This is a genomic window from Phenylobacterium zucineum HLK1 (genome assembly GCF_000017265.1).
GTDB lineage: Bacteria > Pseudomonadota > Alphaproteobacteria > Caulobacterales > Caulobacteraceae > Phenylobacterium > Phenylobacterium zucineum.
The window spans coordinates 383,338-404,308 of the sequence record NC_011144.1 but is presented as its reverse complement, the minus strand read 5'-3'; the positions used below and the strand labels follow the sequence as shown (position 1 = coordinate 404,308).

Sequence of the window (20,971 nt, the reverse complement as noted above, 5' to 3'; positions counted from 1 at the left end):
CTCATCCGGCCAGTCTCATCCAGCCAGTCTCATCCGGCCTGCGGGCCGGTTTGGGCGTAGCTTTGGGCAGGCCAGCCGCCGCCCACGGCCTTGTAGGCCTGGACCGCGCGCCGCAGCGCCTGCACCTGGGCCGAGGTCAGCTGGGCGCGGGTGGCCCGCCAGGACTGCTCGGCGTTCAGGAGCGTTGTGAGGTCGGTGAGGCCGCGCTGGTAGCCGGTGCGCGCCGCCTCGAAGGCCCGCGCCGCGCGGCGCTCGCCCTCGGTCAGCAGGGCGACGCGGCGGCGGTCGGCGTCCAGCCGCACCAGCGCCCCTTCGGCCTCCTGGAAGGCGGTCTGGACCGTCTTCTCGTACTGGGTGACCGCCTGCTCGGTGCGGGCGTTCTGGACCTTCAGCTCGGACATCAGGCGCGGGATCGACAGGATCGGCTGCAGCACCGATCCGCCGATGGTCCAGCTCTGGCTCTCGGAGAAGAAGCCCGGCTGCTCCTGCCGCGACCAGCCGACGCCCGGGCTGAAGGTGAAGGTCGGGAAGAACGCCAGCTGCGCCAGCCGCTGCTGGCCGGCGGCCGAGCGGACCCGCGCCTGGGCCTCGCGCACGTCGGGCCGGCGTTCCAGCAGCTCGGACGGCAGGGCGGCGGGCACGGGCGGGGCGGCGCCCACCACCGGCGGGGCGGCGACGTTGGCGGTGGGCTCCACCACCCGGCCGGCCAGAATGAGGATAGCCCGCTTCTGGGCCTGCAGCTCGGCCTCCAGCGCCGCTGCCTGGGCGTCGGCCTGGGCCAGTTCGCCCGAGATGCGGTCGGCCTCGGACGAGGCGGCCAGGCCCAGGCCCGCGCGCCGGCTGGCCAGGTCGTACAGCTCGCGCTGGATCCGCGCCGTCTCGCGCGCGTCGGCCAGCTGGATGGCCAGGCCCTTGGCCTGGAAGTAGGCGTCCGCCGTCTGGGCGGCGATGGCGGCCCGCGCGCCCTCCCAGGCGAAGCGGGCGGCGGCGACCTCGGCGTTGGCCGAGCCGAGGGCGGCGAGGGAGCGGCCGAACAGGTCGATCTCCCAGCTCACGTCGAAGTTGGCCCGGTAGCTCTCGGACGTGCCGCTGGTGGAGAAGCCGGGAATGTTGATCTCGGTGCCGTCGAGCTGCTCGGTGCGCGTCCGGCTCGCCGAGCCTGTGGCGTCACCCTGCGGCAGGTAGCGCAGGATGGCGCCCGTGCGCTGGGCGCGGACCTCCTGCAGGCGGGCCGCGGCGGTGCGGACGTCCGGGTTGCGGGCGAGGGCCTGCTCGACGAGGCCGGTGAGCTCGGCGTCGCCGAAGGCGGTCCACCACTGGTCCAGCGCCACCGCGCCGACGGGCGCGCCGGCAGGCGCCTCGTAGGCGCCGGGCAGGCGCACGTCGGCCGCGCGCGGGCTCGCGCAGGCGGCCAGCGCCAGTGCGGCCAGGACGGCTGCTGAAGAGGCGTATCGCATGCGGCTCATCTGGAGGCTGGGCGACCGGCGTTGTTTGAACAAAGTTTGGGCGTTCGGCGCAACGGTGACCGCCGCCCCTTGCACAATCCTTAGCGTCGCCTCGCCGGAGCCTCTGGCGGGTTCCGTGCAGTCCGCCCTTTGCCGCAAACTCCGTATGATGTAAAGTGTAGTAGCGAAAAAACTGGAGCCGCATGGGCAAGGAACTTCCCGGGGACGACGATCCCAGACGCAGCATCGAGCTGCTGTGGGGCCAGCACGAACCCGGCAGGCGCGGACCCAAGCCGCGCTTCTCGACCGCCGACGTGGTTCTGGCCGCGATCGCCATCGCCGACCGCGACGGCCTCGCCGCCATCTCCATGCGCGCCGTCGCCCAGTCGGTGGGCGTCTCGCCCATGTCGCTCTACACCTACGTGCGCTCCAAGACCGAGCTGCTCGCCCTGATGTTCGACCAGGTGATGGGCGAGATGCAGGACCCGCCGCCGGACCTGGAGTGGCGCGCGGCCCTGACCTTCATGGCGCGCGAACGCTGGCGCCTGGGCCTGCACCGGCCCTGGCTGCTGGACGTGGCCCACCATCGCCTGCCGCTGGGCCCCAACCTTGTGGCGCGGCTCGAGGGGGTGATCCGGACCCTGGACGCCACCGGCCTTCCCGAGCTCGACAAGGACCTCGTGGCCGGCGTGATCGTCAACTATGTCCGCGGCGCCCTGCACGAGCTGCGCGAGGCGCGCGAGGCCGAGGAGCGGAGCGGGCTGACCGACGAACAGTGGTTCTCGCTGGTCGAGCCGGCGCTGCAGACGCGCCTCGACCCGGCCCGGCGCCCGACCCTGGTCCGCCTGCGGGAGACCTGGCGGAAGGCCCGCGGACGCGCGAACGACCCTACCGTCCGCTTCGAGCAGGGGCTGGAGGTGGTGCTGGACGGAATCGAGGCGTTCATCGCCAGGCGGCGGTCCGAGGCCTAGCGGAGGCGGACGCCGGCCATTAGGGTCGCGCCACTCTTAGCCAGTCCGAGTGCCTGAATGAAAAAACTCCTCCTGTGCGCCGCCGCCTCGATCGCCTTCGCGACGGCCGCCGCCGCGGCTCCGGCCGCCATCGACGCCGCCCGCCTGACCCAGGACATCAAGGTGCTCTCCTCCGACGAGTTCGAGGGCCGCGCCCCGGCCTCGGCCGGCGAGGAGAAGACCGTCGCCTACCTGATCGAGCAGATGAAGGCCGCGGGCCTTTCGCCCGCCGGCGACCTGAAGGCCGACGGGACCCGCGCCTGGACCCAGGACGTGCCGCTCGCCCGCTTCGCCACCAAGGGCCCGGTGAAGGTCAGCGTCACCGCCGGCGGTGCGACCCAGCAGTGGACCCAGGGCGAGCAGGTCGCCATCCGCGCCGCCCAGACCGGCGCCGACCGGCTGGTCCTGAAGGACGTCCCGGTGGTCTTCGCCGGCTACGGCGTGAAGGCCCCCGAGAAGAACTGGGACGACTTCAAGGGCTATGACCTGAAGGGCAAGATCGCCCTCGTCCTCGTCAACGATCCGGACTTCGAGGCCGGAGAGGGCGACTTCGGCGGCAAGGCCATGACCTACTACGGCCGCTGGACCTACAAGTACGAGGAGGCCGCCCGCCAGGGCGCCGTCGGCTTCCTGGTGATCCACGAGACCGACCCGGCCTCCTACGGCTGGGCGACCGTGAAGAACTCCAACACCAACGAGATCTTCGACGTCATCCGCAAGAACCCCGCCGAGGCCCACGCGCCCCTGGAGGGCTGGGTGCAGCGCGACGTGGCGGTGAGCCTGATGAAGACCGCCGGCCTCGACTTCGACGCGCTGAAGAAGCAGGCCCAGACCCGCGACTTCCGGCCCGTGGAGCTGAAGGGCGTCACCTTCTCCACCGACTACGCCATCGACGCCCAGAAGGTCGTCTCCAAGAACGTCGTGGGCGAGGTCCGCGGCGCCGAGCGCCCCGACGAGCGGGTGATCTACACCGCCCACTGGGATCACCTCGGCGTGGGCCTGCCCGACGCCCGCGGCGACAAGATCTACAACGGCGCGCTCGACAACGCCTCGGGCACGGCCGCGCTGCTGGAGCTCGGCCGCATCTACGCCAAGGGTCCGAAGCCCCAGCGCTCGGTCACCTTCCTGGCGGTGACGGCCGAGGAGAAAGGCCTGCTGGGTTCGGAGTACTACGCCGACAACCCGCTCTATCCGCTGTCGAAGACCGTCGCGGTCATCAACATGGACGGCGTCAACCTGCTGGGCCGGTTCAAGGACGTGACCATGTCCGGCGATGCGCCCATGACCCTGCAGGACGACATGATCCGGGTGGCCAAGGCGGGCGGCCTGACGTTCAGCCCCGATCCCAATCCGCAGGCGGGCAGCTTCTACCGCTCGGACCACTTCCCGTTCGCCAAGCGCGGGGTGCCGGCGATCTCGTTCGGCTCCGGCGAGACGCTGGAGAAGGGCGGCAAGGCCGCCGGCCGCGCGGCCTCCGAGGCCTACACCAAGGACAAGTACCACCAGCCGGCCGACGAGTTCGATCCCAACTGGGACATGTCGGGCGCCGTCCAGGAGATCGGCCTCTACTACCAGCTCGGCCACGAGCTCGCGAACAGCCGCACCTGGCCCGAGTGGAAGGAAGGCGCCGAGTTCAAGGCAGCCCGCGACGAGACCAAGGCGGAGCGGCAGTAAGGTCCTCCGGAGGGCGGCGCCGCAACGCGCCGCCCTTTCTCTATCCCGGCCTGCCGCCGCCCAGCCCAGCCCAGCCCAGCCCAGCTGGAACATCTTGAGAACTTCGCGGATCGACGTTAGCTAAAGGCGCGATCAAGGCGGGAGGCCCACCATGGCGGCGGCAGGCAGGATCCGGTGCGGGATCGGCGGCTGGACGTTCGAGCCCTGGCGCGGGGTGTTCTATCCGGCGGGCCTGCGGCAGGCCGACGAGCTGGCCTACGCCAGCCGCCGCCTGACCGTCATCGAGATCAACGGCACCTACTATTCCAGCTTCAAGCCCGACAGCTGGGAGAAGTGGCGCGCGGCCACGCCCGAGGGCTTCCAGTTCTCGGTGAAAGCCTCGCGCTTCTGCACCAACCGCAAGGTCCTCGCCGACGGCAAGGGCTCGATGGAGATCTTCCTGAACCAGGGCCTGGCCCTGCTGGGCGACCGGCTCGGGCCGATCCTGTGGCAGTTCGCCCCCACCAAGAAGTTCGACTACGACGACTTCGCCGGCTGGCTCGAGCTGCTGCCGAAGAGCCTGGACAACCTCAGGCTCCGCCACGTGGTCGAGGTCCGCAACGCAAGCTTCGCCGACCCGAAGTTCGTCGCCCTCTGCCGCGACCACAACGTGGCGATCTGCAACTCCGAGAACGAGAACTATCCCTTCATCCCTGACGTGACCGCCGACTTCGTCTACCTGCGGCTGCTGTCGGCCTCGGACGACATCCCCACCGGCTATTCGCCCGCCGATCTCGACCTGTGGGCCGGCCGGTTCCGGGCCTACGCCGAGGGCCGCATCCCGGACGACATGCGCCCGATCGACCGCACCGGCCCGCCCGAGGAGCCGCGCGACGTCTACGCCTTCGTCATCCACGAGGGGAAGGTCCGCGCCCCGGCCGCGGCCATGGAGTTCATCCGCCGGGTCGATCCGGAGTTCCGGCCGCAGGACCTGTAACCACCGTCACGCCACGGAACGCTTGCAGGCCCCCGCGTTACCCGCGAGAATGACGCGCGTCATTTTCGTAGAACGAGTCTGCACACCCTCCATGGCCCAGGTCGCCTATCTTCCCGTCGGCAAGCGCGAGCAGACGAAGGTCCAGAACCGCCAGGCGATCCTCGACGCCGCGCGCGAGGTCTTCGGCGAGATGGGCTACGAGGCCGCCACGGTGCGCGACATCATCCGCCGCACCGGCCTGGCCGCCGGCACCTTCTACAACTACTACCGCTCGAAGGAGGAGGTGTTCGCCGCCCTCGCCGACGACGGCGCGCGGCGCTTCGGCCCAATCCTGAAGAAGATCCGCGCCTCCAGCGACGACTTCGAGACCTTCGTGCGCCAGGCGATCGCCGCCTACTTCGGCTTCATGGCCGACGAGCACACCAGCTGGCTGGCCCGCCGTCCGCCCGGCGAGCCGCACCCCCACGTCCACGGCGAGACCCCCGAGATGGCCGCCGTCTTCGCCGAGGTGCGGGACGCCCTGATGGAGGCCATCGCCGCCGGCCGGGGGCCCGTGGCCGACCCCGACTACATGGCGGCCGCCTGCATCGCCATCGCCCGCGACGTCGGGGACAAGATGATCGAGCGCCGCCCCATCGACACCCAGGCCGCCACCGACTTCGCCGTGGCCATGATCCTCAACGGCCTGCGCGGCCTGCCGGGGGCGAAGTAGGAGATGCCGCCGGCCGGGGCCCAGCGCCTGATCGCCCGCACCCTCCTGTCCCTGCCCGCCCCCGTGCTGCGGCTGATGTCGGGCGGCGGGGTCGTCTACAAGGGCGGGCGCACCCTCGACCCGCGGCTCCAGTTCCTGGCGGCGCAGGCGCGCGGCGCCCCGCCGATGGAGAGCCTCTCGCCCGAGGAAGCCCGCCGGGGCGAGACCCAGGCCATCGCCGCGGTGGCCGGCTCGCCCGAGCCCGGCGTGACCTGGGAGGACCTCGCCGTCCCCGGCGCCGCCGGAGAGATCCCCGCCCGCGCCTACCGGCCGCAGGGGCAGGACCCCGAGGCTCCGCTGATGGTCTGGGCCCACATGGGCGGCGGCGTGATCGGGACGATCGAGACCACCCACGCCTTCTGCACCCTGCTGGCGAAGATCGCCCGCGGGCCGGTCCTGTCGGTGGACTATCGTCTCGCGCCCGAGCACCGCTTTCCCGCCGGCCTCGACGACGTGCTGGCCGCCTACCGCTGGGGCCGGGACAACGCCGGCCGCTTCGGCGCCCCCGCGGGCAAGGCGGCCCTGGGCGGCGATTCCATGGGCGGGAACTTCACCGCCGCCGCCTGCCAGATGCTGAAGCGGGCGGGCGAGGATCAGCCGGTGCTGCAGCTCCTCGTCTATCCCTGCACGGACGTGGCGTCGCAGACGGCCTCCATGACCACCTACGCCGACGCCTTCCCGCTCTCGCGGCCGATGATGGACTGGTTCATGCGCCACTACCTCGGCCCGGGCGACGATCCGGCCGACCCGCGCCTGTCGCCGCTGAAGGAGAAGAGCCTCAAGGGCCTGGCGCCGGCGGTCGTGGTCACCGCCGGCTTCGACCCGCTGGTGGACCAGGGCGAGGCCTACGCCAAGCGGCTGCGCGATGCGGGCGTCCCCACCGCCTACCGCTGCTACGACAGCCTGGCCCACGCCTTCACCGCCTTCACCGGCGCCGTGCCGGCCGCCGACATCGCCTGCCGCGAGATCGCCGGCCTGGTGCGCGAGGCCTACGAAGGCCGCCTCGCCTGATGCGGGCCCTCGTCGTCGAGCGGCTCGCGCCGGACTACCAGGGCTGTGTCGTCAAGGAGGTCCCGGTCCCCGAGCCCGGTCCCGGCGAGGTGCGCGTGCGCGTGCGGGCCGCGGCGGTGAACTTCCCCGACCTGATGCAGACCCGGGGCGAACACCAGCACAAGCCGGCCCTGCCCTTCACCCCCGGCCTCGAGCTGGCCGGCGAGGTCGACGCCCTGGGCGAGGGCGTGACGGGCTTTGCGCTCGGCGATCCGGTGGCCGGCGGGGCGCGCAACGCCTGCGCCGAGTACGCCCTCGTCCACGCCTCGCAGCTGCGGCCCAAGCCCGGCCATCTCTCCTTCGCCCAGGCGGCGGGCTATCCGGTCGCCTACCTCACCGCCTATGTGGCCCTGGTGCGCGCGGCCAACGTCCAGCCGGGCGAATGGGTGCTGGTCCACGGCGCGGCGGGGGGCGTCGGCCTGGCCGCCGTCGACCTGGCCAAGGTCCTGGGCGCCCGCGTGATCGCCGCCTCGGCCTCGGACGAGAAGCTGAAGGTGATCGCCGACGAGTACGCCCCCGACGCCGTGGTCAACGTCACGGGCGGCTTCCGCGAGCGGGTGAAGGAGATCACCGCGGGGCGCGGCGCCGACGTGATCTACGATCCGGTGGGCGGCGACGTGTTCGACGAGAGCACCCGCTGCATCGCCTTCGGCGGCCGGCTGCTCGTCATCGGCTTCACCTCGGGCCGCCTGCCGACGCTGCCGGCCAACATCGCGTTGATCAAGGGCTTCTCGGTCCACGGCGTCCGGGCCGGCGAGTACGGCCGCCAGTTCCCCGACAAGGGCCGCGAGAACATCGAGGCCATCTGGCGGCTCGCCGCCGAGGGGAGGGTGCGGCCCCGGGTGCACCGCGAATATCCGCTGGACGACTGGCGCGCCGCGTTCGAGACGCTGGCGAACCGCACCGTCGTCGGCAAGACGATCATCCGCCCAGACCTCTAGTTTCCGGACCTCCAGACCATGACCATCGGCAGCGAAGACGACCTCGAGAAGCTGAAGGCGGCCGGCCGCCTCGTGGCGCGCACGCTGAAGGCCATGGGCGAGGCGCTGGAGCCCGGGATCACCACCCGCGAGCTGGACCGCCTGGGCCGCAAGATGCTGGAGGACGCCGGCGCCCGCTCGGCGCCCGAGCTGACCTACGCCTTCCCTGGCGCCACCTGCATCTCGATCGGCCCCGACGTGGCCCACGGCGTCCCGGACGACCGCAAGGTCGAGGCGGGCGACCTGATCAACATCGACGTCTCGGCCGAGCTGGACGGCTTCTTCGCCGACACCGGGGCCAGCTTCGCCGTGCCGCCGACGGCGCCGAAGGTGGAGCGCCTGTGCCGCGACGGGCGCCGCGCCATGTGGGCCGGCATCCGCGCCGTCCGCCCCGGCGGGCCGCTGAACGCCATCGGCAAGTCGATCGAGGCCTTCGCCGACCGCAACGGCTACAGCCTCGTGCGCAACCTCGCGAGCCACGGCGTGGGCAGGAGCCTGCACGAGGAGCCGACCGAGATCGCCACCTGGTGGGAGCCGTCCGACCGCCGGACGATCACCGAGGGCCTGGTCTTCACCATCGAGCCCTTCCTGTCCCTCGGGGCGGACTGGGTCGAAGAGGCCGGCGACGGCTGGACCCTGCGCCCGCCCGGCGGCCAGCCGACGGTCCAGTACGAGCACACCCTGGTCGCCACCCGCCGCGGGCCGGTGGTGGTCACGCTCGCTGAGTGACTTGGCCGACCGACTTCGCCCATTGACTTAGCCGGTCAATTTGGCCGATTGAGCCGAGCGATCGAACGGGGCGCGGTTGACAGGCCCTCCCCGTTCCACTATCCACCGCGCCTCGATTTTCGACCCGGAGCTAACCAGTGAAGCGGACCTTTCAGCCCTCGCGTCTCGTGCGCAAGCGCCGTCACGGCTTCCGTCTTCGCATGTCCACGAAGAACGGTCAGAAGATCCTCGCGCGCCGCCGCGCCAAGGGCCGCAAGCGCCTGAGCGCCTAAGCGCGACACGGCCACTTTACGGCCGGGCCCGTCCCGGCCGTCCCTGCACACCGAATTCGCCAGTGACCCGCAGCGGCTGCGCCTCGCGCAATTCCGCTGCATTCGCGCGTCCGGATGGCCGGGACAAGCCCGGCCACGACGCTTAAGGATGGGCGCCGCGATGCCCGACCTGCCCATCGAACGCCTGAAGAAGCGCGCCGACTTCCTGGCCTGCGCCAAGGCGCCGTCCTGCGCCAAGGGGGCGGTGGTGGTCCAGGCTCGGCCCCGCGGCGACGGCGCGCCCCTCGTCCGGGCCGGATTCACCGCCACCAAGCGCATCGGCGGCGCCGTCCAGCGCAACCGCGCCAAGCGCCGGATGCGCGAGGCCGCGCGCCTGCTGCTGCCCGAACACGCCCGTCCCGGCGTCGACTATGTCTTCATCGCCCGCGGCGGTGTGACCACCCGGCCCTGGGCCCGTTTGCTTGACGATGTGAAAAGCGCGCTGATAAGGCTCGCCGCCGACCGTGAGGCCCCCGAAGGCTAGGGCCCGCCCCCTCTACGGATACCGTCCCCCGAATGCGTGACGACAACACCCGCAACACGATCATCTTCTTCGTGTGCGCGGCCCTCCTGCTGGTTCTGTACCAGGTCTTCGTGATCGGGCCGGCCGACAAGCGCCGCCAGGCCGAGCTCGCGCGCCAGGCGCCGCCGGCCGCCGCCGCCCAGGCCGGACAGGCGGGCGCGCCCGCCGCGCCCCAGGTCCCGCAGGCCATGACCCGCCAGGCCGCCGTCGCCGCGACGCCGCGGGTGAAGATCGACACCCCGATGCTGACCGGCTCGCTGTCGCTGCGCGGCGCCCGCATCGACGACCTCTATCTCGACCGTTTCCGCCAGACGGTGGAGAAGGACTCCCCGCCGGTGGAGCTGCTGCGCCCCGAGGGCGCCCAGTATCCCTGGTTCGCCGAGGTCGGCTGGGTCGGCGCGAACGTCCCGGGCCTGCCCGACTCGGGCGCCGTCTGGACCCTGGCCCAGGGCTCCACCCTGGCTCCCGGCCAGCCCGTGGTCCTCACCTACGCCAACGGCCAGGGCCTGACCTTCACCCGTCGCATCGAGGTCGACGACCGCTACCTGTTCACGATCACCGACACCGTCGCCAACACGACGGGCCAGCCGGTCACCATCGCCCCCTACGGCACCGTCCAGCGCCAGGGCGTCCCCGCCGACCTCGGCAAGAACCAGATCGTCCACGAGGGCGCCATCGGCTGGCTCGACGGCAAGCTGCGGCAGGTGAAGTACGGCAAGTGGCGCAAGGAAGGCGGCGGCCCGGCCTACAATTCGACCGGCGGCTGGCTCGGCATCACCGACAAGTACTGGCTCGCCGCCCTGATCCCCGGCCAGCAGGAGGCCGTCACCGGCCAGTTCCGCCGCACCCAGGCGCCGGGCGTCGACGTGCTGGACGCCAACTTCGTCGGCGCGCCGGTCACCATCCCCGCCGGCCGCCAGGTCTCGGAGACCACCCGCTTCTTCGCCGGCGCCAAGCAGGTGCCGATCCTGCGCGACTACGAGCAGTCGCTGGGCGTCGCCCACTTCGACAACGCCGTGGACTGGGGCAACTTCTGGTTCCTGACCCGGCCGATCTTCCAGTTCCTGGAGTTCATCCACCGCTACATCGGCACCTTCGGCCTCGCCATCCTGGCGCTGACCGTCGTCGTGCGGCTGATCTTCTTCCCGCTCGCCAACAAGCAGTACGAGTCGATCACCAAGATGAAGAAGGTGCAGCCCCAGATGGAGGAGCTGCGCAAGAAATATAAGGACGATCCGGCCAAGCAGCAGCAGGAGCTGCTCGCCCTCTACCAGCGCGAGAAGGTAAACCCGCTCGCCGGCTGCCTGCCGCTGCTGCTGCAGATCCCGGTCTTCTACGCCCTCTACAAGGTGCTGACCGTCACCATCGAGATGCGGCACGCCCCCTTCATGGGCTGGATCCAGGACCTGTCGGCGCGCGATCCGACGACCATCTGGAACCTGTTCGGCCTGATCCCGTGGGATCCGGCCTCGGCCCCGCTGATCGGCGCGTTCCTGAACGGGCCGCTGCACCTGGGCGTGCTGCCGATCCTCTACGGCTTCACCATGTGGCTGACGATGGCCATGAGCCCGCCCGCCGGCGATCCGATCCAGCAGAAGATCTTCCAGCTCATGCCGATCATCTTCACCTTCATCATGGCGCCCTTCGCCGTGGGCCTGCTGATCTACTGGACCTGGTCCAACGTGCTGACCCTGCTGCAGCAGTACGTGATCATGCGCCGCTTCAAGGTGGACAACCCGATCGACCAGATCATCCGGAAGCTCACCGGCAAGCCGAAGCCGGCGGGTTGAGCATGACGGACGCGGTCTTCGACGCCGAAGAGCTGGAGGCCGCGCGCGTCCTGTTCGCGCACCCGGTGCGCTTCCTGATGGGGGCAGTCGCGATCTCGGGCCTGCCCGACCCCGACCTGCCCGAGGTGGCCTTCGCCGGCCGCTCGAACGTCGGCAAGAGCTCGCTGATCAACGCCGTCACCGGCCGCAAGGACCTGGCGCGCGCCTCCAACGAGCCGGGCCGCACCCGCGAGGTGAACTTCTTCGTCGCCGACGAGAAGCTGCGGCTGGTCGACCTGCCGGGCTACGGCTGGGCCCGGGCCTCCAAGTCGGTGGCCAGGAAGTTCCAGAACCTCGGCCGCGACTACCTGCGCGGCCGGCCGAACCTGAAGCGCGTCTACCTGCTGATCGACGCCCGCCACGGCCTGAAGGACGTCGACAAGGAGGCCCTGGACGCCCTCGACGTGGCCGCCGTCTCGTACCAGATCGTACTCACCAAGGCCGACAAGCTGCGGGCCGCCGAGGTGGAGAAGGTGGTCGCCGAGACGCTGCAGAAGGTCTCCAAGCGCCCCGCCGCCTTCCCGCGGGTGCTGGCCACCTCGTCCGAGAAGGGGACGGGCATTCCCGAGCTGCGCGCCGAGATCCTCGCGGCCTGTTTCGCGTAACGGCCCTCTTCCCCGACGCGGCGTCAGCCCGCTAACTCGGGACGGAAACGCCCGGAGACCGCGATGCTGCAGACCGACACCCGCACCGTCTACGACGAGGACCTGAACGTCTTCCGCGACCAGGTCCGGAAATTCTTCGAGCGGGCGCTGACGCCCAACCTCGACCGGTGGGAGGAGGAAGGCCTCGTCGACCGCGCCTTCTGGCTGGCCTGCGGCGAGGCGGGCCTGCTGTGCCCCACCGTGCCCGCCGAGTACGGCGGCCTCGGCCTCGACTTCCGCTACAACGCCGTGATCGACGAGGAGCTGTCCTACGCGGGCTCGTCGGCCGGCATCACCCTGCAGTCGGACATCGTCGCCGACTACCTCGTCAACTACGGCTCGGAAGAGCAGAAGCGGCAGTGGCTGCCCAAGATGGTCTCGGGCGAGGCGATCACCGCCATCGCCATGACCGAGCCCGGCACCGGCTCCGACCTGCAGGGCGTGCGCACCACGGCCAGGAAGGACGGCGACCACTATGTGGTGAACGGGTCCAAGACCTACATCACCAACGGCCAGAACGCCGACCTGATCATCGTGGTCGCCAAGACCGACCCCAACGCCGGGTCGAAGGGCATCTCGCTGATCCTGGTCGAGGCGACCCGCGAGGGCTTCAAGCGCGGCCGCAACCTCGACAAGATCGGCCAGAACTCGGCGGACACCTCCGAGCTGTTCTTCGAGGACGTGCGCGTGCCCCTGGCCAACTGCCTGGGCGAGGAAGGCAAGGGCTTCGTCTACCTGATGAGCCAGCTGCCGCAGGAGCGCCTCGGCATCGCCGTCTCGGGACAGGCGGGCGCCCAGCGCGCCTTCGACGAGGCCGCGAAGTTCACCAAGGAGCGCCGCGCCTTCGGCCAGGCGGTGTTCGAATTCCAGAACACCCGCTTCACCATGGCCGGGCTGAAGGCCAAGCTGCAGGCCGGCTGGGCGCACCTGGACTGGTGCATCGCCCGCCATCTGGAGGGCAAGCTGACCGCGGCCGAGGCCTCGGCGGCCAAGCTGTTCCACACCGAGCTGCAGTGGGAGGTGTGCGACGCCGCCCTCCAGCTGCACGGCGGCGCGGGCTACATGAACGAGTATCCCATCGCCCGCCTGTGGCGCGACGCCCGCGTCCAGCGGATCTACGGCGGCACGTCCGAGATCATGAAGGAAGTGGTGGCGCGGACGATCTAGCGGCCCTGGCTGCCTCCCCTGGCGCGTCATCCCGCCGTTCGCGTCAGCGCACCCGGGATGACGACCTGCGAGGCTACTGGCGCTTCACCACCTCGCCGCCCTTCATCACGAACACCGGCGCCTCCAGCACCCGCACGTCGGCCAGCGGGTCGCCCTTCACGCCCACGAGGTCGCCGAAGCGGCCGGGCGCCACCAGGCCCACGTCGTTCCGGCCCAGCGCCTCAGCGGCGTTGACCGTGGCGGCCTGGATGGCCTGCAGGGGCGTGGCCCCATAGCGCACCATCACCGCGAACTGGCGGGCGTTCTGGCCGTGCGGATAGATCCCTGCGTCCGTCGCATAGACGTGGCGGACCCCGGCCTTCAGGCTCTTGCGGAAGTTCTCGCGCTGGATCTCGGCCACCTCGCGATCCTTGGCCAGGTTCGCCTCCAGCACGCCGTTCTTCTTGCCTTCGGCCTGGGTGTAGTCGGTGTTGTAGATGTCCATGCCGAACCAGGTCCCGCGCTCCTTGGCGAGGCGGATGCCCTCGTCGTCCACCAGGCTGACGTGCTCGATGGTGTCGATGCCGGCCCGGATCGCGGCCTTGATGCCGTCGGCGCCGTGGGCGTGCGCGGCGACCTTCATGCCGGCCATGTGCGCCTCGTCGGCGATGGCCTTCAGCTCCTCCACCGCCAGCTGCTGGGCGCCCACCGAGGCGCCGCGCGAGAAGACCCCGCCCGTGGCGCACACCTTGATGACCTGGGCGCCGTACTTCTTCAGCCGCCGCACGGCCTCGCGCCCCTGCTCGACGCTGTCGGCCAGGTAGGGGCTCTTCTCGTCCATCGACGGCGGGAAGAAGGTGGAGTCGCAGTGGCCGCCCGTGGCGCTGATCGCATAGGCGGCGCTGACGATGCGCGGGCCCGGCACATAGCCCTCGTCGATCGCCTCGCGCAGGCCGACGTCGGAATAGAACTCCGAGCCCACGTTCCGCACCGTCGTGAAGCCGGCCTCCAGGGTGTCCCTGGCGTGCTTCGTCGCCACCACCGGCCAGAAGGCGTCGGAGTACTGCAGGTAGTTGTAGCCGCCGATGCTGGCCACGCTTGTCAGGTGGACGTGCATGTCGATCAGGCCGGGCAGCAGGGTCACCCCCGGCAGGTCCACCCGCTCGGCGCCGGCCGGGACCGCGTCGCCCGCCTTGCCGACCTGGGCCACCTTGCCGTCCACGATGACGATCATGGGGCGTTCGACATAGCGGCCGCTGGCCGGGTCGAGCAGCCGGTCCGCCGTCACCGCCACCGTCCCCGCGCTGGCGCCGCCCGCCAGCATGGCCGCGGCGGCCAGCGCCGCCATTCCGAATCCCTTGCGCATGCGATCCCCCGTTTCAGGTCCGTTTCCCGCTTAGCACGCCCCGGGCTGCGTGACAGGGGAACCCGCGTCCGCTATCGGGACCCGCACGATTTCCAGGCGGAGCGGCGGACGGGTGAGCGAGACCACTGAGGGCCAAGCCAACGAAGGTCAGGGCTGGGCGACCGCCAAGACGCTGGCCGAGGCCCTGCCCTACATCCAGATCTACGACCGCGAGACCGTGGTCATCAAATACGGCGGCCACGCCATGGGCGAGGAACAGGTGGCCAAGCTGTTCGCCGCCGACGTCGTCCTGCTGAAGATGCTGGGCCTGCATCCCGTGGTCGTCCACGGCGGCGGCCCGCAGATCTCGGCCATGCTGGAGCGGGCGGGGGTGAAGTCCACCTTCGTGGACGGCCTGCGGGTCACCGACGCGGCCACCATGGAGGTCGCCGAGATGGTGCTGTCGGGCGCCATCAACAAGGAAATCGCCAACTGGATCACCCAGGCCGGCGCCGAGGCCGAGGTGCGCGGCGTGGGCCTGTCGGGCAAGGACGCCCGCCTGCTCACCGTCGAGAAGGTCGCCCGCACCAAGAAGGACCCCGGCTCCCAGATCGAGAAGGTGGTCGACCTGGGCTACGTGGGCGAGCCGAAGCATGTGGACACCACCCTGCTCAAGGCCCTGATCCACGCCGAGGACGACTACATCCCGGTCGTGGCGCCGATCGGCGTCTCGGCGACGGGCGAGACCTACAACGTCAACGCCGACACCGTGGCCGGCGCCCTGGCCGGGGCGCTGGGCGCCAAGCGCATGCTGCTGCTCACCGACGTCGCCGGGGTGCTCGACAAGGACGGCGAGCTGATGCGCCAGCTCACCGTGGACGAGGCCCGGGCGGCCATCGCGGACGGCGTCGCCACCGGCGGCATGATCCCCAAGCTCGAGACCGCAATCGCCGCGGTCGAGGCGGGCGTCGAGGCCGTGGTCATCCTGGACGGCCGCCGCCCCCACGCCATGCTGGTCGAGCTGTTCACCGAGCACGGGGCGGGGACCCTGATCTGCCGGTGAGCGCCGACCTCACCCATGTCGACACCTGGCTGTTCGACCTGGACAACACCCTCTACCCGGCCGACTCCGGCTTCATGGACGAGGTGGTCCGGCGGATGACCGGCTTCGTGCAGAAGGTCACCGGCCTGCCGCACGACGAGGCCTTCGCGCTGCAGAAGGCCTATCTCGCCGAGCACGGGCTGACCCTGAAGGGCATGATGCTGAACCACGGCGTCGACCCGCTGGAGTTCCACGCGATCTTCCACGACATCTCGCTCGAGATGCTGGCCCACGATCCGCAGATGCTGCGCGCCCTGGAGCGGCTGCCGGGCCGGCGGCTGATCTTCACCAACGCCGACGACGTCCACGCCGAGCGGGTGCTGAAGCGCCTGGGCCTGGCCGACCTGTTCGAGGACGTCTTCCACATCGGCCGGGCCGGCTACGAGCCCAAGCCCAGCCCCGAGGCCTTCGCCCGGATGAGCGCGGCCCACGACGTGGACCCGGCCGGGACCGCCTTCTTCGAGGATTCCCAGCGCAACCTGGAGCCCGCCGCGGGCCTGGGCATGACCACCGTGCTGGTCGGCCCGCACGCGCCCGCCTGCGAGGCGCCGTTCGTCCACCACAAGACCGACAGGCTCGCGCCCTTCCTGATGGGCGCGCACGTGAAGGGGGCCGCCTGATGTCCGACCTGAAGAGCACGATCGAACAGGCCTGGGAGGCCCGCGACGGGATTTCCGCCGCCACCACCGGCGCCGTCGCCGACGCGGTGCGCGAAGTCCTGGAACAGCTCGATTCCGGCCGCCTGCGGGTGGCCGAGCGCGGCGCGGACGGCGCCTGGACCACCCATCAGTGGGTGAAGCAGGCGATCCTGCTGTCCTTCCGCCTCAACCCCAACGTGGTGATGGAGCCCGGTCCCTACTGGGACAAGGTCCCGCTGAAGTTCGACGGCTGGGACGCCGCGCGCTTCGAGCAGGCCGGCTTCCGCGCCGTGCCCGGCGCCATCGTCCGCAAGAGCGCCTTCATCTCGAAGGGCGTGGTGCTGATGCCGTCCTTCGTGAACGTCGGCGCCTACGTCGGCGAAGGGACCATGGTGGACACCTGGGCCACCGTCGGCTCGTGCGCCCAGGTCGGGAAGAACTGCCACATCTCGGGCGGCGCGGGGCTCGGCGGCGTGCTGGAGCCGCTGCAGGCCAACCCCACCATCATCGAGGACAACTGCTTCATCGGCGCCCGGGCCGAGGTGGCCGAGGGCGTGATCGTCCGCGAGGGCAGCGTGCTCTCGATGGGCGTGTTCATCACCTCCACCACCCCGATCGTCGACCGCCGCACGGGTGAGACCTTCACCGGCGAGGTGCCGCCCTATTCCGTGGTGGTCTCGGGCTCGCGGCCCAACCCCACCGACCCGTCGCTGCCTTCGACCTACTGCGCGGTGATCATGAAGCGGGTGGACGAGCGCACCCGCTCCAAGACCTCGATCAACGAGCTGCTCCGGGACTGATGCGCCGCACCGCCGCCGTCGCCGCCAGCCTCCTCGTCCTCGCCGCCCCCGCCGCCGACGCCGCGCCCCTGCCGGACCCGGTGCGGGCGATGATCGCCAGCGCCGCCGCACGGGAGGACCCGGCGGTGCTCGCCACGGTGCTGTCGGTCGCCCGGCAGGCCAATCCGGACAGCCTGGACGAGATCGACGCCCTCGCGGCCGATCTGGCCGCCGGACCCGCCGGGCCTGAACCCGAACCTGCGCTCGAGGTCGCCGCGGCGGCCGCGCCGGCCGCCGCCTCCCTCGACGAAGCCGTCTGGAAGGGCTCGATCGAGCTGGGCGGAGCGATCGCCCAGGGGCGCACCGAGACGGTGGGCGGCTACGGCGTGATCGACGTCTCGCGCCTCGCCCCCGGGTGGTCCCAGCGGCTGACCTGGCGCGGCGACTACCAGGAGACCGACGGCCGGGCGAGCACCCAGCGCCTCAGCCTGGCCTACGAACCCCGGGCGCGGCTCTCGCCCCAGCGCTACGCCTTCGGCCTCGCCCAGTACGAGCACGACCGGTTCCTGGGCGTGGAGCGACGCTACACGGTGGGCGCGGGCCTGGGCGTCCAGCTCGCCCGTTCCGAAGAGCTGAAGATCGCCGTCGACCTTGGCCCCGCCCTGCGCCTGACCGAGACCCGCGAGTTCGGCGAGGAGAGGGCCGCCGCCGGCCGCGCCAGCCTCAACATCCGCTGGCTGCCCACCGAGCGCGTCACCCTCTCCCAGGAGGCGGCCGTCTACGCCGACGAGCAGCAGACCAGCGCCAAGTCGATCACGGCCCTCGAGACCCTGCTGTTCGGCCCCCTGAAGGGCCGGCTCTCCTACAACATGCAGTACGAGCGCGACGCCCGGGTCGCCCGCTCCGACCTCGACACCACGACCCGCGCCTCGATCCTGTACACGTTCTGAGGGGGCTGCCTACGCTCCCGCGCGCACCACGCCGGTCATCGAGTTGGGCGACAGGATCTCGATCCAATAGCCGTCCGGGTCGGTGATGAAGGCGATGCCCTTCATCGCCCCGTCGTTCGGCCGCTTGCGGAACGGCACGCCCAGGGTCTCGAAGCGGGCGCAGGCCGCGTCCACGTCCGGCACGCTGATCCCCAGGTGCCCGAAGCCGCGCGGCGCGTCGTTGCCGCTGTGATAGCCGGCGAAGTCCGGATCGCTCTCGGTCCCCCAGTTGTGGGTCAGCTCCAGCGTCGTCTCGCGGCTGAAGATGAACCGCGCCCGCTCGGCCGGATCGTCCGGGATCATCTCGCCGTCCGCCAGATAGGCCATGAAGTAGAGCGAGAACTTCATCGGCGGGAAGTCCAGCTTCTGCAGCAGGGTCATCCCCAGCACGTCGCGGTAGAAGGCCACCGAGGCCTCGGGGTCGCGGACGCGCAGCATGGTCTGGTTGAGGGTGAAGCCGGCCGTGGCCGGATCGCGCGGATCGGGGGTCATCTGTCGTCCTTCGGGTGGCGGAAGAGGTCGGGCTCCTAACGCTTTCGCCCCGCGTCCGTCTCGTACGGCGTCCCGTCCCGATGGCGGTAGACGTTGTCGGGCCCGACGATCATGTCGAGGTCGGGATAGTCGCAATGGTCCTCGGCCGGCCGGCGCGAGCCGACCTCCAGCAGCACCGCCTCGCGGTCCGAGCGGTTCTGGATGTGATGGCCGTTCGGCGCGCCGGCGGGAAAGCCCGCGCAGTCGCCGGCCCGCAGCACGTGCGCGCCGGAATCGTCCACCAGCACCACCTCGCCCTCGACCACCCAGACGAATTCGTCCTCGGCCGTATGCCAGTGGCGCTGGCTGGTCCAGGCGCCGGGCGGCAGGCGCATCAGGTTCACGCCGAACTGGGTCAGGCCCGCCGCGTCCCCCAGCTTCCAGCGGCGGCGCTCGCGGCACGGCGTGTCGTGAGGCGGCGGATAGGCCGTGCCGAACCGGGTCGGGGCGGCCTCGATGTCGATCCTGGGCATGGACTCAGTCCTCCGGATAGGGCCGGCCGTCGCGATGCCGATAGCCGTCGGGGCCCGCCACCATGTCGATGTCGGGATAGTCGCAGGCGTCGGTGTCGGGGCGGCGCGAGCCGACCTCCAGATAGACCGCGTCCGCGCCGCTGCGGTTCTGCAGATGGTGGCCGTCGGGAACGCCCGCCTTCCATGCCGCGCAGTCGCCGGCCCGCAGCACGGTCTCGCCGCCGTCCTCGACCAGCACCACCTCGCCCTCCAGCACCCAGACGAACTCGTCCTCGTGGGTGTGCCAATGGCGCTGGCTGGCCCACTTGCCGGGCGGCAGGCGCACGAGGTTGACGCCGAAGTCGGTCAGACCCGCCGCGTCCCCCAGCTTGCGCCATGTCGCCCCCAGGCAGACCTCCTTGAACGGGTGCGGATAGCTGCAGCCCGAGCGCGTCTCCAGCGTCTCGATGTCGATCCTCGGCATGGTCCCCCCTCGCCTCGCGTCCCAATGGCAGGTAATGCGGCGGCATGAGCGCCGCCATAGACGCCGTCGAGCTTTCCCGCGAGCTGATCCGCAAGCCCTCCGTCACGCCCGCCGACGAGGGAGCCATGGACGTGGTCGAACGCACCCTCGCAGGGCTGGGCTTCGCCTGCCGCCGGATGCGGTTCGGCGAGATCGAGAATCTCTACGCCCGCTACGGGACCGCCCGGCCGAACCTCTGCTTCGCCGGTCACACCGACGTGGTGCCGGTGGGCGACGCGGCCGCCTGGTCCAAGGACGCCTTCGCCGCCGACGTGGTGGACGGGGTCCTGATCGGCCGCGGCGCCGTCGACATGAAGAGCGCCATCGCCGCCTTCGCCGCGGCCGCCGCCGAGGCGATCGCCGCCGGCCGGGTGACGGGCTCGGTCTCGTTCCTGATCACCGGCGACGAGGAGGGCGTGGCCACCCACGGCACCAAGAAGGTCGTCGAGGCGCTGCTGGCCGAGGGCGAGGCCATCGACCACTGCGTGGTGGGCGAGCCGACCTCGGCCGAGTCGTTCGGCGACATGGTCAAGGTGGGCCGGCGCGGCTCGATCAACGCCGAGATCCTTGTCGAGGGAATCCAGGGGCACGTGGCCTATCCGCACCGGGCGGCCAACCCGGTCCCGGTGCTGGTTCGCCTGCTGGCGGCCCTGCAGGATCGGGCGCTGGACGAGGGTTACCCCGAGTTCCAGCCCTCGAACCTGGAAGTGACCATGATCGACGTGCCGAACACGGCGACGAACGTGATCCCCGGCACGGCGAAGGCGCGGCTCAACATCCGCTTCAATCCGAACCACACCGGCCAGGCGCTGGCCGACTGGATCGCGGCCGAGGCGCGGAAGGCGGCCGACGGCTTCAAGGGCAAGGTCACCGTCACGCCCCAGATCAGCGGCGAGGCGTTCCTGACCGAGCGCGGCCCGTTCACCGAGCTGGTGGCGGCGGCCGTCAAGGACGTCACCGGCGCCGAGCCCGAGCTCTCCACCTCGGGCGGGACGTCCGACGCCCGCTTCATCCGGGCGCTGTGCCCCGTCGTCGAGGTGGGCCTCGTCGGCCGCACCATGCACCAGGTGGACGAGCGCGCGCCGGTGGACGAGATCCGCCGCCTGCAGGCCGTCTACGCCGCCATCATCGCCCGCTACTTCGCCTGAGGGGCCGCGGCGGGCGCCAGGCGCTCCAGCCGCATCACGAACGGCGGGTCGGCGTCCGGGTCGGCGCTGCGCGAGACGACGCCGGTGGCGCTCACCTTCTGCTGCACCTGGCCCGCCAGGATCCCGGCGTCGCCCTCCAGGCGCACGATGGAGACGTGCGGGTCCCCGCCGATGCACGTCCGCGCGGGCAGGACGAGGGCGTGGTAGTCCACCTCCCGGGCGCGGGCGGCGGTGTCGCCGTCGGCTTCGTCGAAGGCTTCGAAGGCGTAGACCTGGCCGGTCAGGGTCGCCGTGCGTCCCAGCGGAAGGCAGTCCGCCGCGACGGCGGGCGCCGCAGCCAGGGCGCAGAGCGCGGCGAGGACGAGCGTACGGGTCAAGGCGGTCCTCCGGGCGGCG

Annotated in this window: 23 protein-coding genes; 17 read left to right on the top strand and 6 right to left on the bottom strand. The window is 71.2% G+C overall.

All coding sequences use genetic code 11. The annotated features are described in order from the left end of the window. Positions 1–29: 29 nt before the first annotated feature. Positions 30–1,466 (bottom strand): efflux transporter outer membrane subunit, encoded by a 1,437-nt coding sequence (locus tag PHZ_RS02180; protein WP_049758105.1) that lies wholly within the window; start codon positions 1,464–1,466, stop codon positions 30–32. 182 nt (positions 1,467–1,648) lie between these two features. On the opposite strand from PHZ_RS02180, the gene PHZ_RS02175 reads away from it, so the two are divergent. From PHZ_RS02175 to PHZ_RS02120, 12 genes are all read left to right on the top strand, one after another. Beyond that, positions 1,649–2,416 (top strand): TetR/AcrR family transcriptional regulator, encoded by a 768-nt coding sequence (locus PHZ_RS02175; protein ID WP_012520961.1) that lies wholly within the window; start codon positions 1,649–1,651, stop codon positions 2,414–2,416. A 57-nt stretch (positions 2,417–2,473) separates the two neighbouring features. Beyond that, a complete protein-coding gene (locus PHZ_RS02170) occupies positions 2,474–4,129 on the top strand; it encodes a M28 family metallopeptidase (protein WP_012520960.1) in 1,656 nt (551 codons plus the stop codon). Between the two features lie 151 nt (positions 4,130–4,280). Beyond that, complete coding sequence (locus tag PHZ_RS02165) at positions 4,281–5,105, top strand: DUF72 domain-containing protein (RefSeq protein WP_012520959.1); 825 nt, start codon at positions 4,281–4,283, stop codon at positions 5,103–5,105. 91 nt (positions 5,106–5,196) lie between these two features. Next, positions 5,197–5,817, top strand: coding sequence for a TetR/AcrR family transcriptional regulator (locus PHZ_RS02160; protein WP_041373016.1), 621 nt, complete (start codon positions 5,197–5,199; stop codon positions 5,815–5,817). 3 nt (positions 5,818–5,820) lie between these two features. Then, positions 5,821–6,867, top strand: coding sequence for an alpha/beta hydrolase (locus PHZ_RS02155; RefSeq protein WP_012520957.1), 1,047 nt, complete (start codon positions 5,821–5,823; stop codon positions 6,865–6,867). After that, positions 6,867–7,847: an NADPH:quinone oxidoreductase family protein gene (locus PHZ_RS02150; RefSeq protein ID WP_012520956.1), complete on the top strand. Its 981-nt coding sequence runs from the start codon at positions 6,867–6,869 to the stop codon at positions 7,845–7,847. The genes PHZ_RS02155 and PHZ_RS02150 overlap by 1 nt, the downstream gene beginning before the upstream one ends. 18 nt (positions 7,848–7,865) lie before the next feature. Continuing rightward, complete coding sequence (gene map, locus PHZ_RS02145) at positions 7,866–8,615, top strand: type I methionyl aminopeptidase (protein WP_012520955.1); 750 nt, start codon at positions 7,866–7,868, stop codon at positions 8,613–8,615. 137 nt (positions 8,616–8,752) lie between these two features. After that, positions 8,753–8,887 carry a 50S ribosomal protein L34 gene (rpmH, locus tag PHZ_RS02140; RefSeq protein ID WP_012520954.1) on the top strand — a complete coding sequence of 45 codons (135 nt, stop codon included), beginning with the start codon at positions 8,753–8,755 and terminating at the stop codon, positions 8,885–8,887. A gap of 148 nt (positions 8,888–9,035) precedes the next feature. Then, the gene (gene rnpA / locus PHZ_RS02135) at positions 9,036–9,410 is read left to right on the top strand and encodes a ribonuclease P protein component (RefSeq protein WP_083770791.1); all 375 of its coding nucleotides are present in this window, start codon (positions 9,036–9,038) and stop codon (positions 9,408–9,410) included. Between the two features lie 32 nt (positions 9,411–9,442). Beyond that, on the top strand, positions 9,443–11,239 hold the full coding sequence (gene yidC, locus PHZ_RS02130; RefSeq protein ID WP_012520952.1) for a membrane protein insertase YidC: 1,797 nt from the start codon (positions 9,443–9,445) through the stop codon (positions 11,237–11,239). A 2-nt stretch (positions 11,240–11,241) separates the two neighbouring features. Then, the gene (gene yihA, locus PHZ_RS02125; protein ID WP_012520951.1) at positions 11,242–11,883 is read left to right on the top strand and encodes a ribosome biogenesis GTP-binding protein YihA/YsxC; all 642 of its coding nucleotides are present in this window, start codon (positions 11,242–11,244) and stop codon (positions 11,881–11,883) included. Between the two features lie 63 nt (positions 11,884–11,946). Beyond that, the gene (locus tag PHZ_RS02120; RefSeq protein ID WP_012520950.1) at positions 11,947–13,089 is read left to right on the top strand and encodes an acyl-CoA dehydrogenase family protein; all 1,143 of its coding nucleotides are present in this window, start codon (positions 11,947–11,949) and stop codon (positions 13,087–13,089) included. 73 nt (positions 13,090–13,162) lie between these two features. Here PHZ_RS02120 and PHZ_RS02115 read toward each other — a convergent pair whose 3' ends face one another. Continuing rightward, positions 13,163–14,434 carry a Xaa-Pro dipeptidase gene (locus PHZ_RS02115; RefSeq protein WP_012520949.1) on the bottom strand — a complete coding sequence of 424 codons (1,272 nt, stop codon included), beginning with the start codon at positions 14,432–14,434 and terminating at the stop codon, positions 13,163–13,165. Between the two features lie 112 nt (positions 14,435–14,546). Here PHZ_RS02115 and argB point away from each other — a divergent pair, with 112 nt between their 5' ends. Genes argB through PHZ_RS02095 form a run of 4 tightly spaced genes read left to right on the top strand, consistent with a single transcriptional unit; the run spans position 14,547 to position 17,882 of the window. Beyond that, positions 14,547–15,476: an acetylglutamate kinase gene (gene argB, locus PHZ_RS02110; protein ID WP_012520948.1), complete on the top strand. Its 930-nt coding sequence runs from the start codon at positions 14,547–14,549 to the stop codon at positions 15,474–15,476. Then, positions 15,473–16,135 (top strand): pyrimidine 5'-nucleotidase, encoded by a 663-nt coding sequence (locus PHZ_RS02105; RefSeq protein ID WP_012520947.1) that lies wholly within the window; start codon positions 15,473–15,475, stop codon positions 16,133–16,135. The genes argB and PHZ_RS02105 overlap by 4 nt, the downstream gene beginning before the upstream one ends. After that, positions 16,135–16,953 carry a 2,3,4,5-tetrahydropyridine-2,6-dicarboxylate N-succinyltransferase gene (dapD, locus tag PHZ_RS02100; RefSeq protein WP_012520946.1) on the top strand — a complete coding sequence of 273 codons (819 nt, stop codon included), beginning with the start codon at positions 16,135–16,137 and terminating at the stop codon, positions 16,951–16,953. Before PHZ_RS02105 ends, dapD begins: the two co-directional genes overlap by 1 nt. Continuing rightward, the gene (locus PHZ_RS02095) at positions 16,953–17,882 is read left to right on the top strand and encodes a DUF481 domain-containing protein (protein ID WP_041373014.1); all 930 of its coding nucleotides are present in this window, start codon (positions 16,953–16,955) and stop codon (positions 17,880–17,882) included. Before dapD ends, PHZ_RS02095 begins: the two co-directional genes overlap by 1 nt. 9 nt (positions 17,883–17,891) lie before the next feature. Here the strand turns inward: PHZ_RS02095 and gloA are convergent, their stop codons facing one another. The 3 genes from gloA to PHZ_RS02080 are packed head-to-tail and all read right to left on the bottom strand — an operon-like array spanning position 17,892 to position 19,388. Continuing rightward, positions 17,892–18,413 (bottom strand): lactoylglutathione lyase, encoded by a 522-nt coding sequence (gloA, locus tag PHZ_RS02090; protein WP_041373012.1) that lies wholly within the window; start codon positions 18,411–18,413, stop codon positions 17,892–17,894. A 35-nt stretch (positions 18,414–18,448) separates the two neighbouring features. Further along, positions 18,449–18,925: a cupin domain-containing protein gene (locus PHZ_RS02085; protein WP_012520943.1), complete on the bottom strand. Its 477-nt coding sequence runs from the start codon at positions 18,923–18,925 to the stop codon at positions 18,449–18,451. A gap of 4 nt (positions 18,926–18,929) precedes the next feature. Further along, positions 18,930–19,388: a cupin domain-containing protein gene (locus PHZ_RS02080; RefSeq protein WP_012520942.1), complete on the bottom strand. Its 459-nt coding sequence runs from the start codon at positions 19,386–19,388 to the stop codon at positions 18,930–18,932. A 44-nt stretch (positions 19,389–19,432) separates the two neighbouring features. Between PHZ_RS02080 and dapE the strand changes: the two genes are divergently transcribed. Further along, positions 19,433–20,575, top strand: a complete 1,143-nt coding sequence (gene dapE / locus PHZ_RS02075) for a succinyl-diaminopimelate desuccinylase (RefSeq protein ID WP_012520941.1) — start codon at positions 19,433–19,435, stop codon at positions 20,573–20,575. On the opposite strand, the gene PHZ_RS02070 is transcribed toward dapE, so the two are convergent. Further along, on the bottom strand, positions 20,563–20,952 hold the full coding sequence (locus PHZ_RS02070; protein WP_041373009.1) for a hypothetical protein: 390 nt from the start codon (positions 20,950–20,952) through the stop codon (positions 20,563–20,565). The two genes, dapE and PHZ_RS02070, sit on opposite strands and share 13 nt — an antisense overlap. Positions 20,953–20,971: the final 19 nt, after the last annotated feature.

Excerpts from the sequence above, each read along its gene's own strand:
- PHZ_RS02085 (WP_012520943.1), bottom strand. The coding sequence starts at position 18,925 with ATGCCCAGGATCGACATCGAGGCCGCCCCGACCCGGTTCGGCACGGCC.
- PHZ_RS02165 (WP_012520959.1), top strand. The coding sequence starts at position 4,281 with ATGGCGGCGGCAGGCAGGATCCGGTGCGGGATCGGCGGCTGGACGTTC.
- PHZ_RS02095 (WP_041373014.1), top strand. The coding sequence starts at position 16,953 with ATGCGCCGCACCGCCGCCGTCGCCGCCAGCCTCCTCGTCCTCGCCGCC.
- PHZ_RS02115 (WP_012520949.1), bottom strand. The coding sequence starts at position 14,434 with ATGCGCAAGGGATTCGGAATGGCGGCGCTGGCCGCCGCGGCCATGCTG.
- PHZ_RS02180 (WP_049758105.1), bottom strand. The coding sequence starts at position 1,466 with ATGAGCCGCATGCGATACGCCTCTTCAGCAGCCGTCCTGGCCGCACTG.
- PHZ_RS02170 (WP_012520960.1), top strand. The coding sequence starts at position 2,474 with ATGAAAAAACTCCTCCTGTGCGCCGCCGCCTCGATCGCCTTCGCGACG.
- rnpA (WP_083770791.1), top strand. The coding sequence starts at position 9,036 with ATGGGCGCCGCGATGCCCGACCTGCCCATCGAACGCCTGAAGAAGCGC.
- PHZ_RS02150 (WP_012520956.1), top strand. The coding sequence starts at position 6,867 with ATGCGGGCCCTCGTCGTCGAGCGGCTCGCGCCGGACTACCAGGGCTGT.
- dapE (WP_012520941.1), top strand. The coding sequence starts at position 19,433 with ATGAGCGCCGCCATAGACGCCGTCGAGCTTTCCCGCGAGCTGATCCGC.
- yidC (WP_012520952.1), top strand. The coding sequence starts at position 9,443 with ATGCGTGACGACAACACCCGCAACACGATCATCTTCTTCGTGTGCGCG.
- PHZ_RS02120 (WP_012520950.1), top strand. The coding sequence starts at position 11,947 with ATGCTGCAGACCGACACCCGCACCGTCTACGACGAGGACCTGAACGTC.
- gloA (WP_041373012.1), bottom strand. The coding sequence starts at position 18,413 with ATGACCCCCGATCCGCGCGATCCGGCCACGGCCGGCTTCACCCTCAAC.
- yihA (WP_012520951.1), top strand. The coding sequence starts at position 11,242 with ATGACGGACGCGGTCTTCGACGCCGAAGAGCTGGAGGCCGCGCGCGTC.
- PHZ_RS02175 (WP_012520961.1), top strand. The coding sequence starts at position 1,649 with ATGGGCAAGGAACTTCCCGGGGACGACGATCCCAGACGCAGCATCGAG.
- PHZ_RS02080 (WP_012520942.1), bottom strand. The coding sequence starts at position 19,388 with ATGCCGAGGATCGACATCGAGACGCTGGAGACGCGCTCGGGCTGCAGC.
- PHZ_RS02160 (WP_041373016.1), top strand. The coding sequence starts at position 5,197 with ATGGCCCAGGTCGCCTATCTTCCCGTCGGCAAGCGCGAGCAGACGAAG.
- dapD (WP_012520946.1), top strand. The coding sequence starts at position 16,135 with ATGTCCGACCTGAAGAGCACGATCGAACAGGCCTGGGAGGCCCGCGAC.
- map (WP_012520955.1), top strand. The coding sequence starts at position 7,866 with ATGACCATCGGCAGCGAAGACGACCTCGAGAAGCTGAAGGCGGCCGGC.
- PHZ_RS02155 (WP_012520957.1), top strand. The coding sequence starts at position 5,821 with ATGCCGCCGGCCGGGGCCCAGCGCCTGATCGCCCGCACCCTCCTGTCC.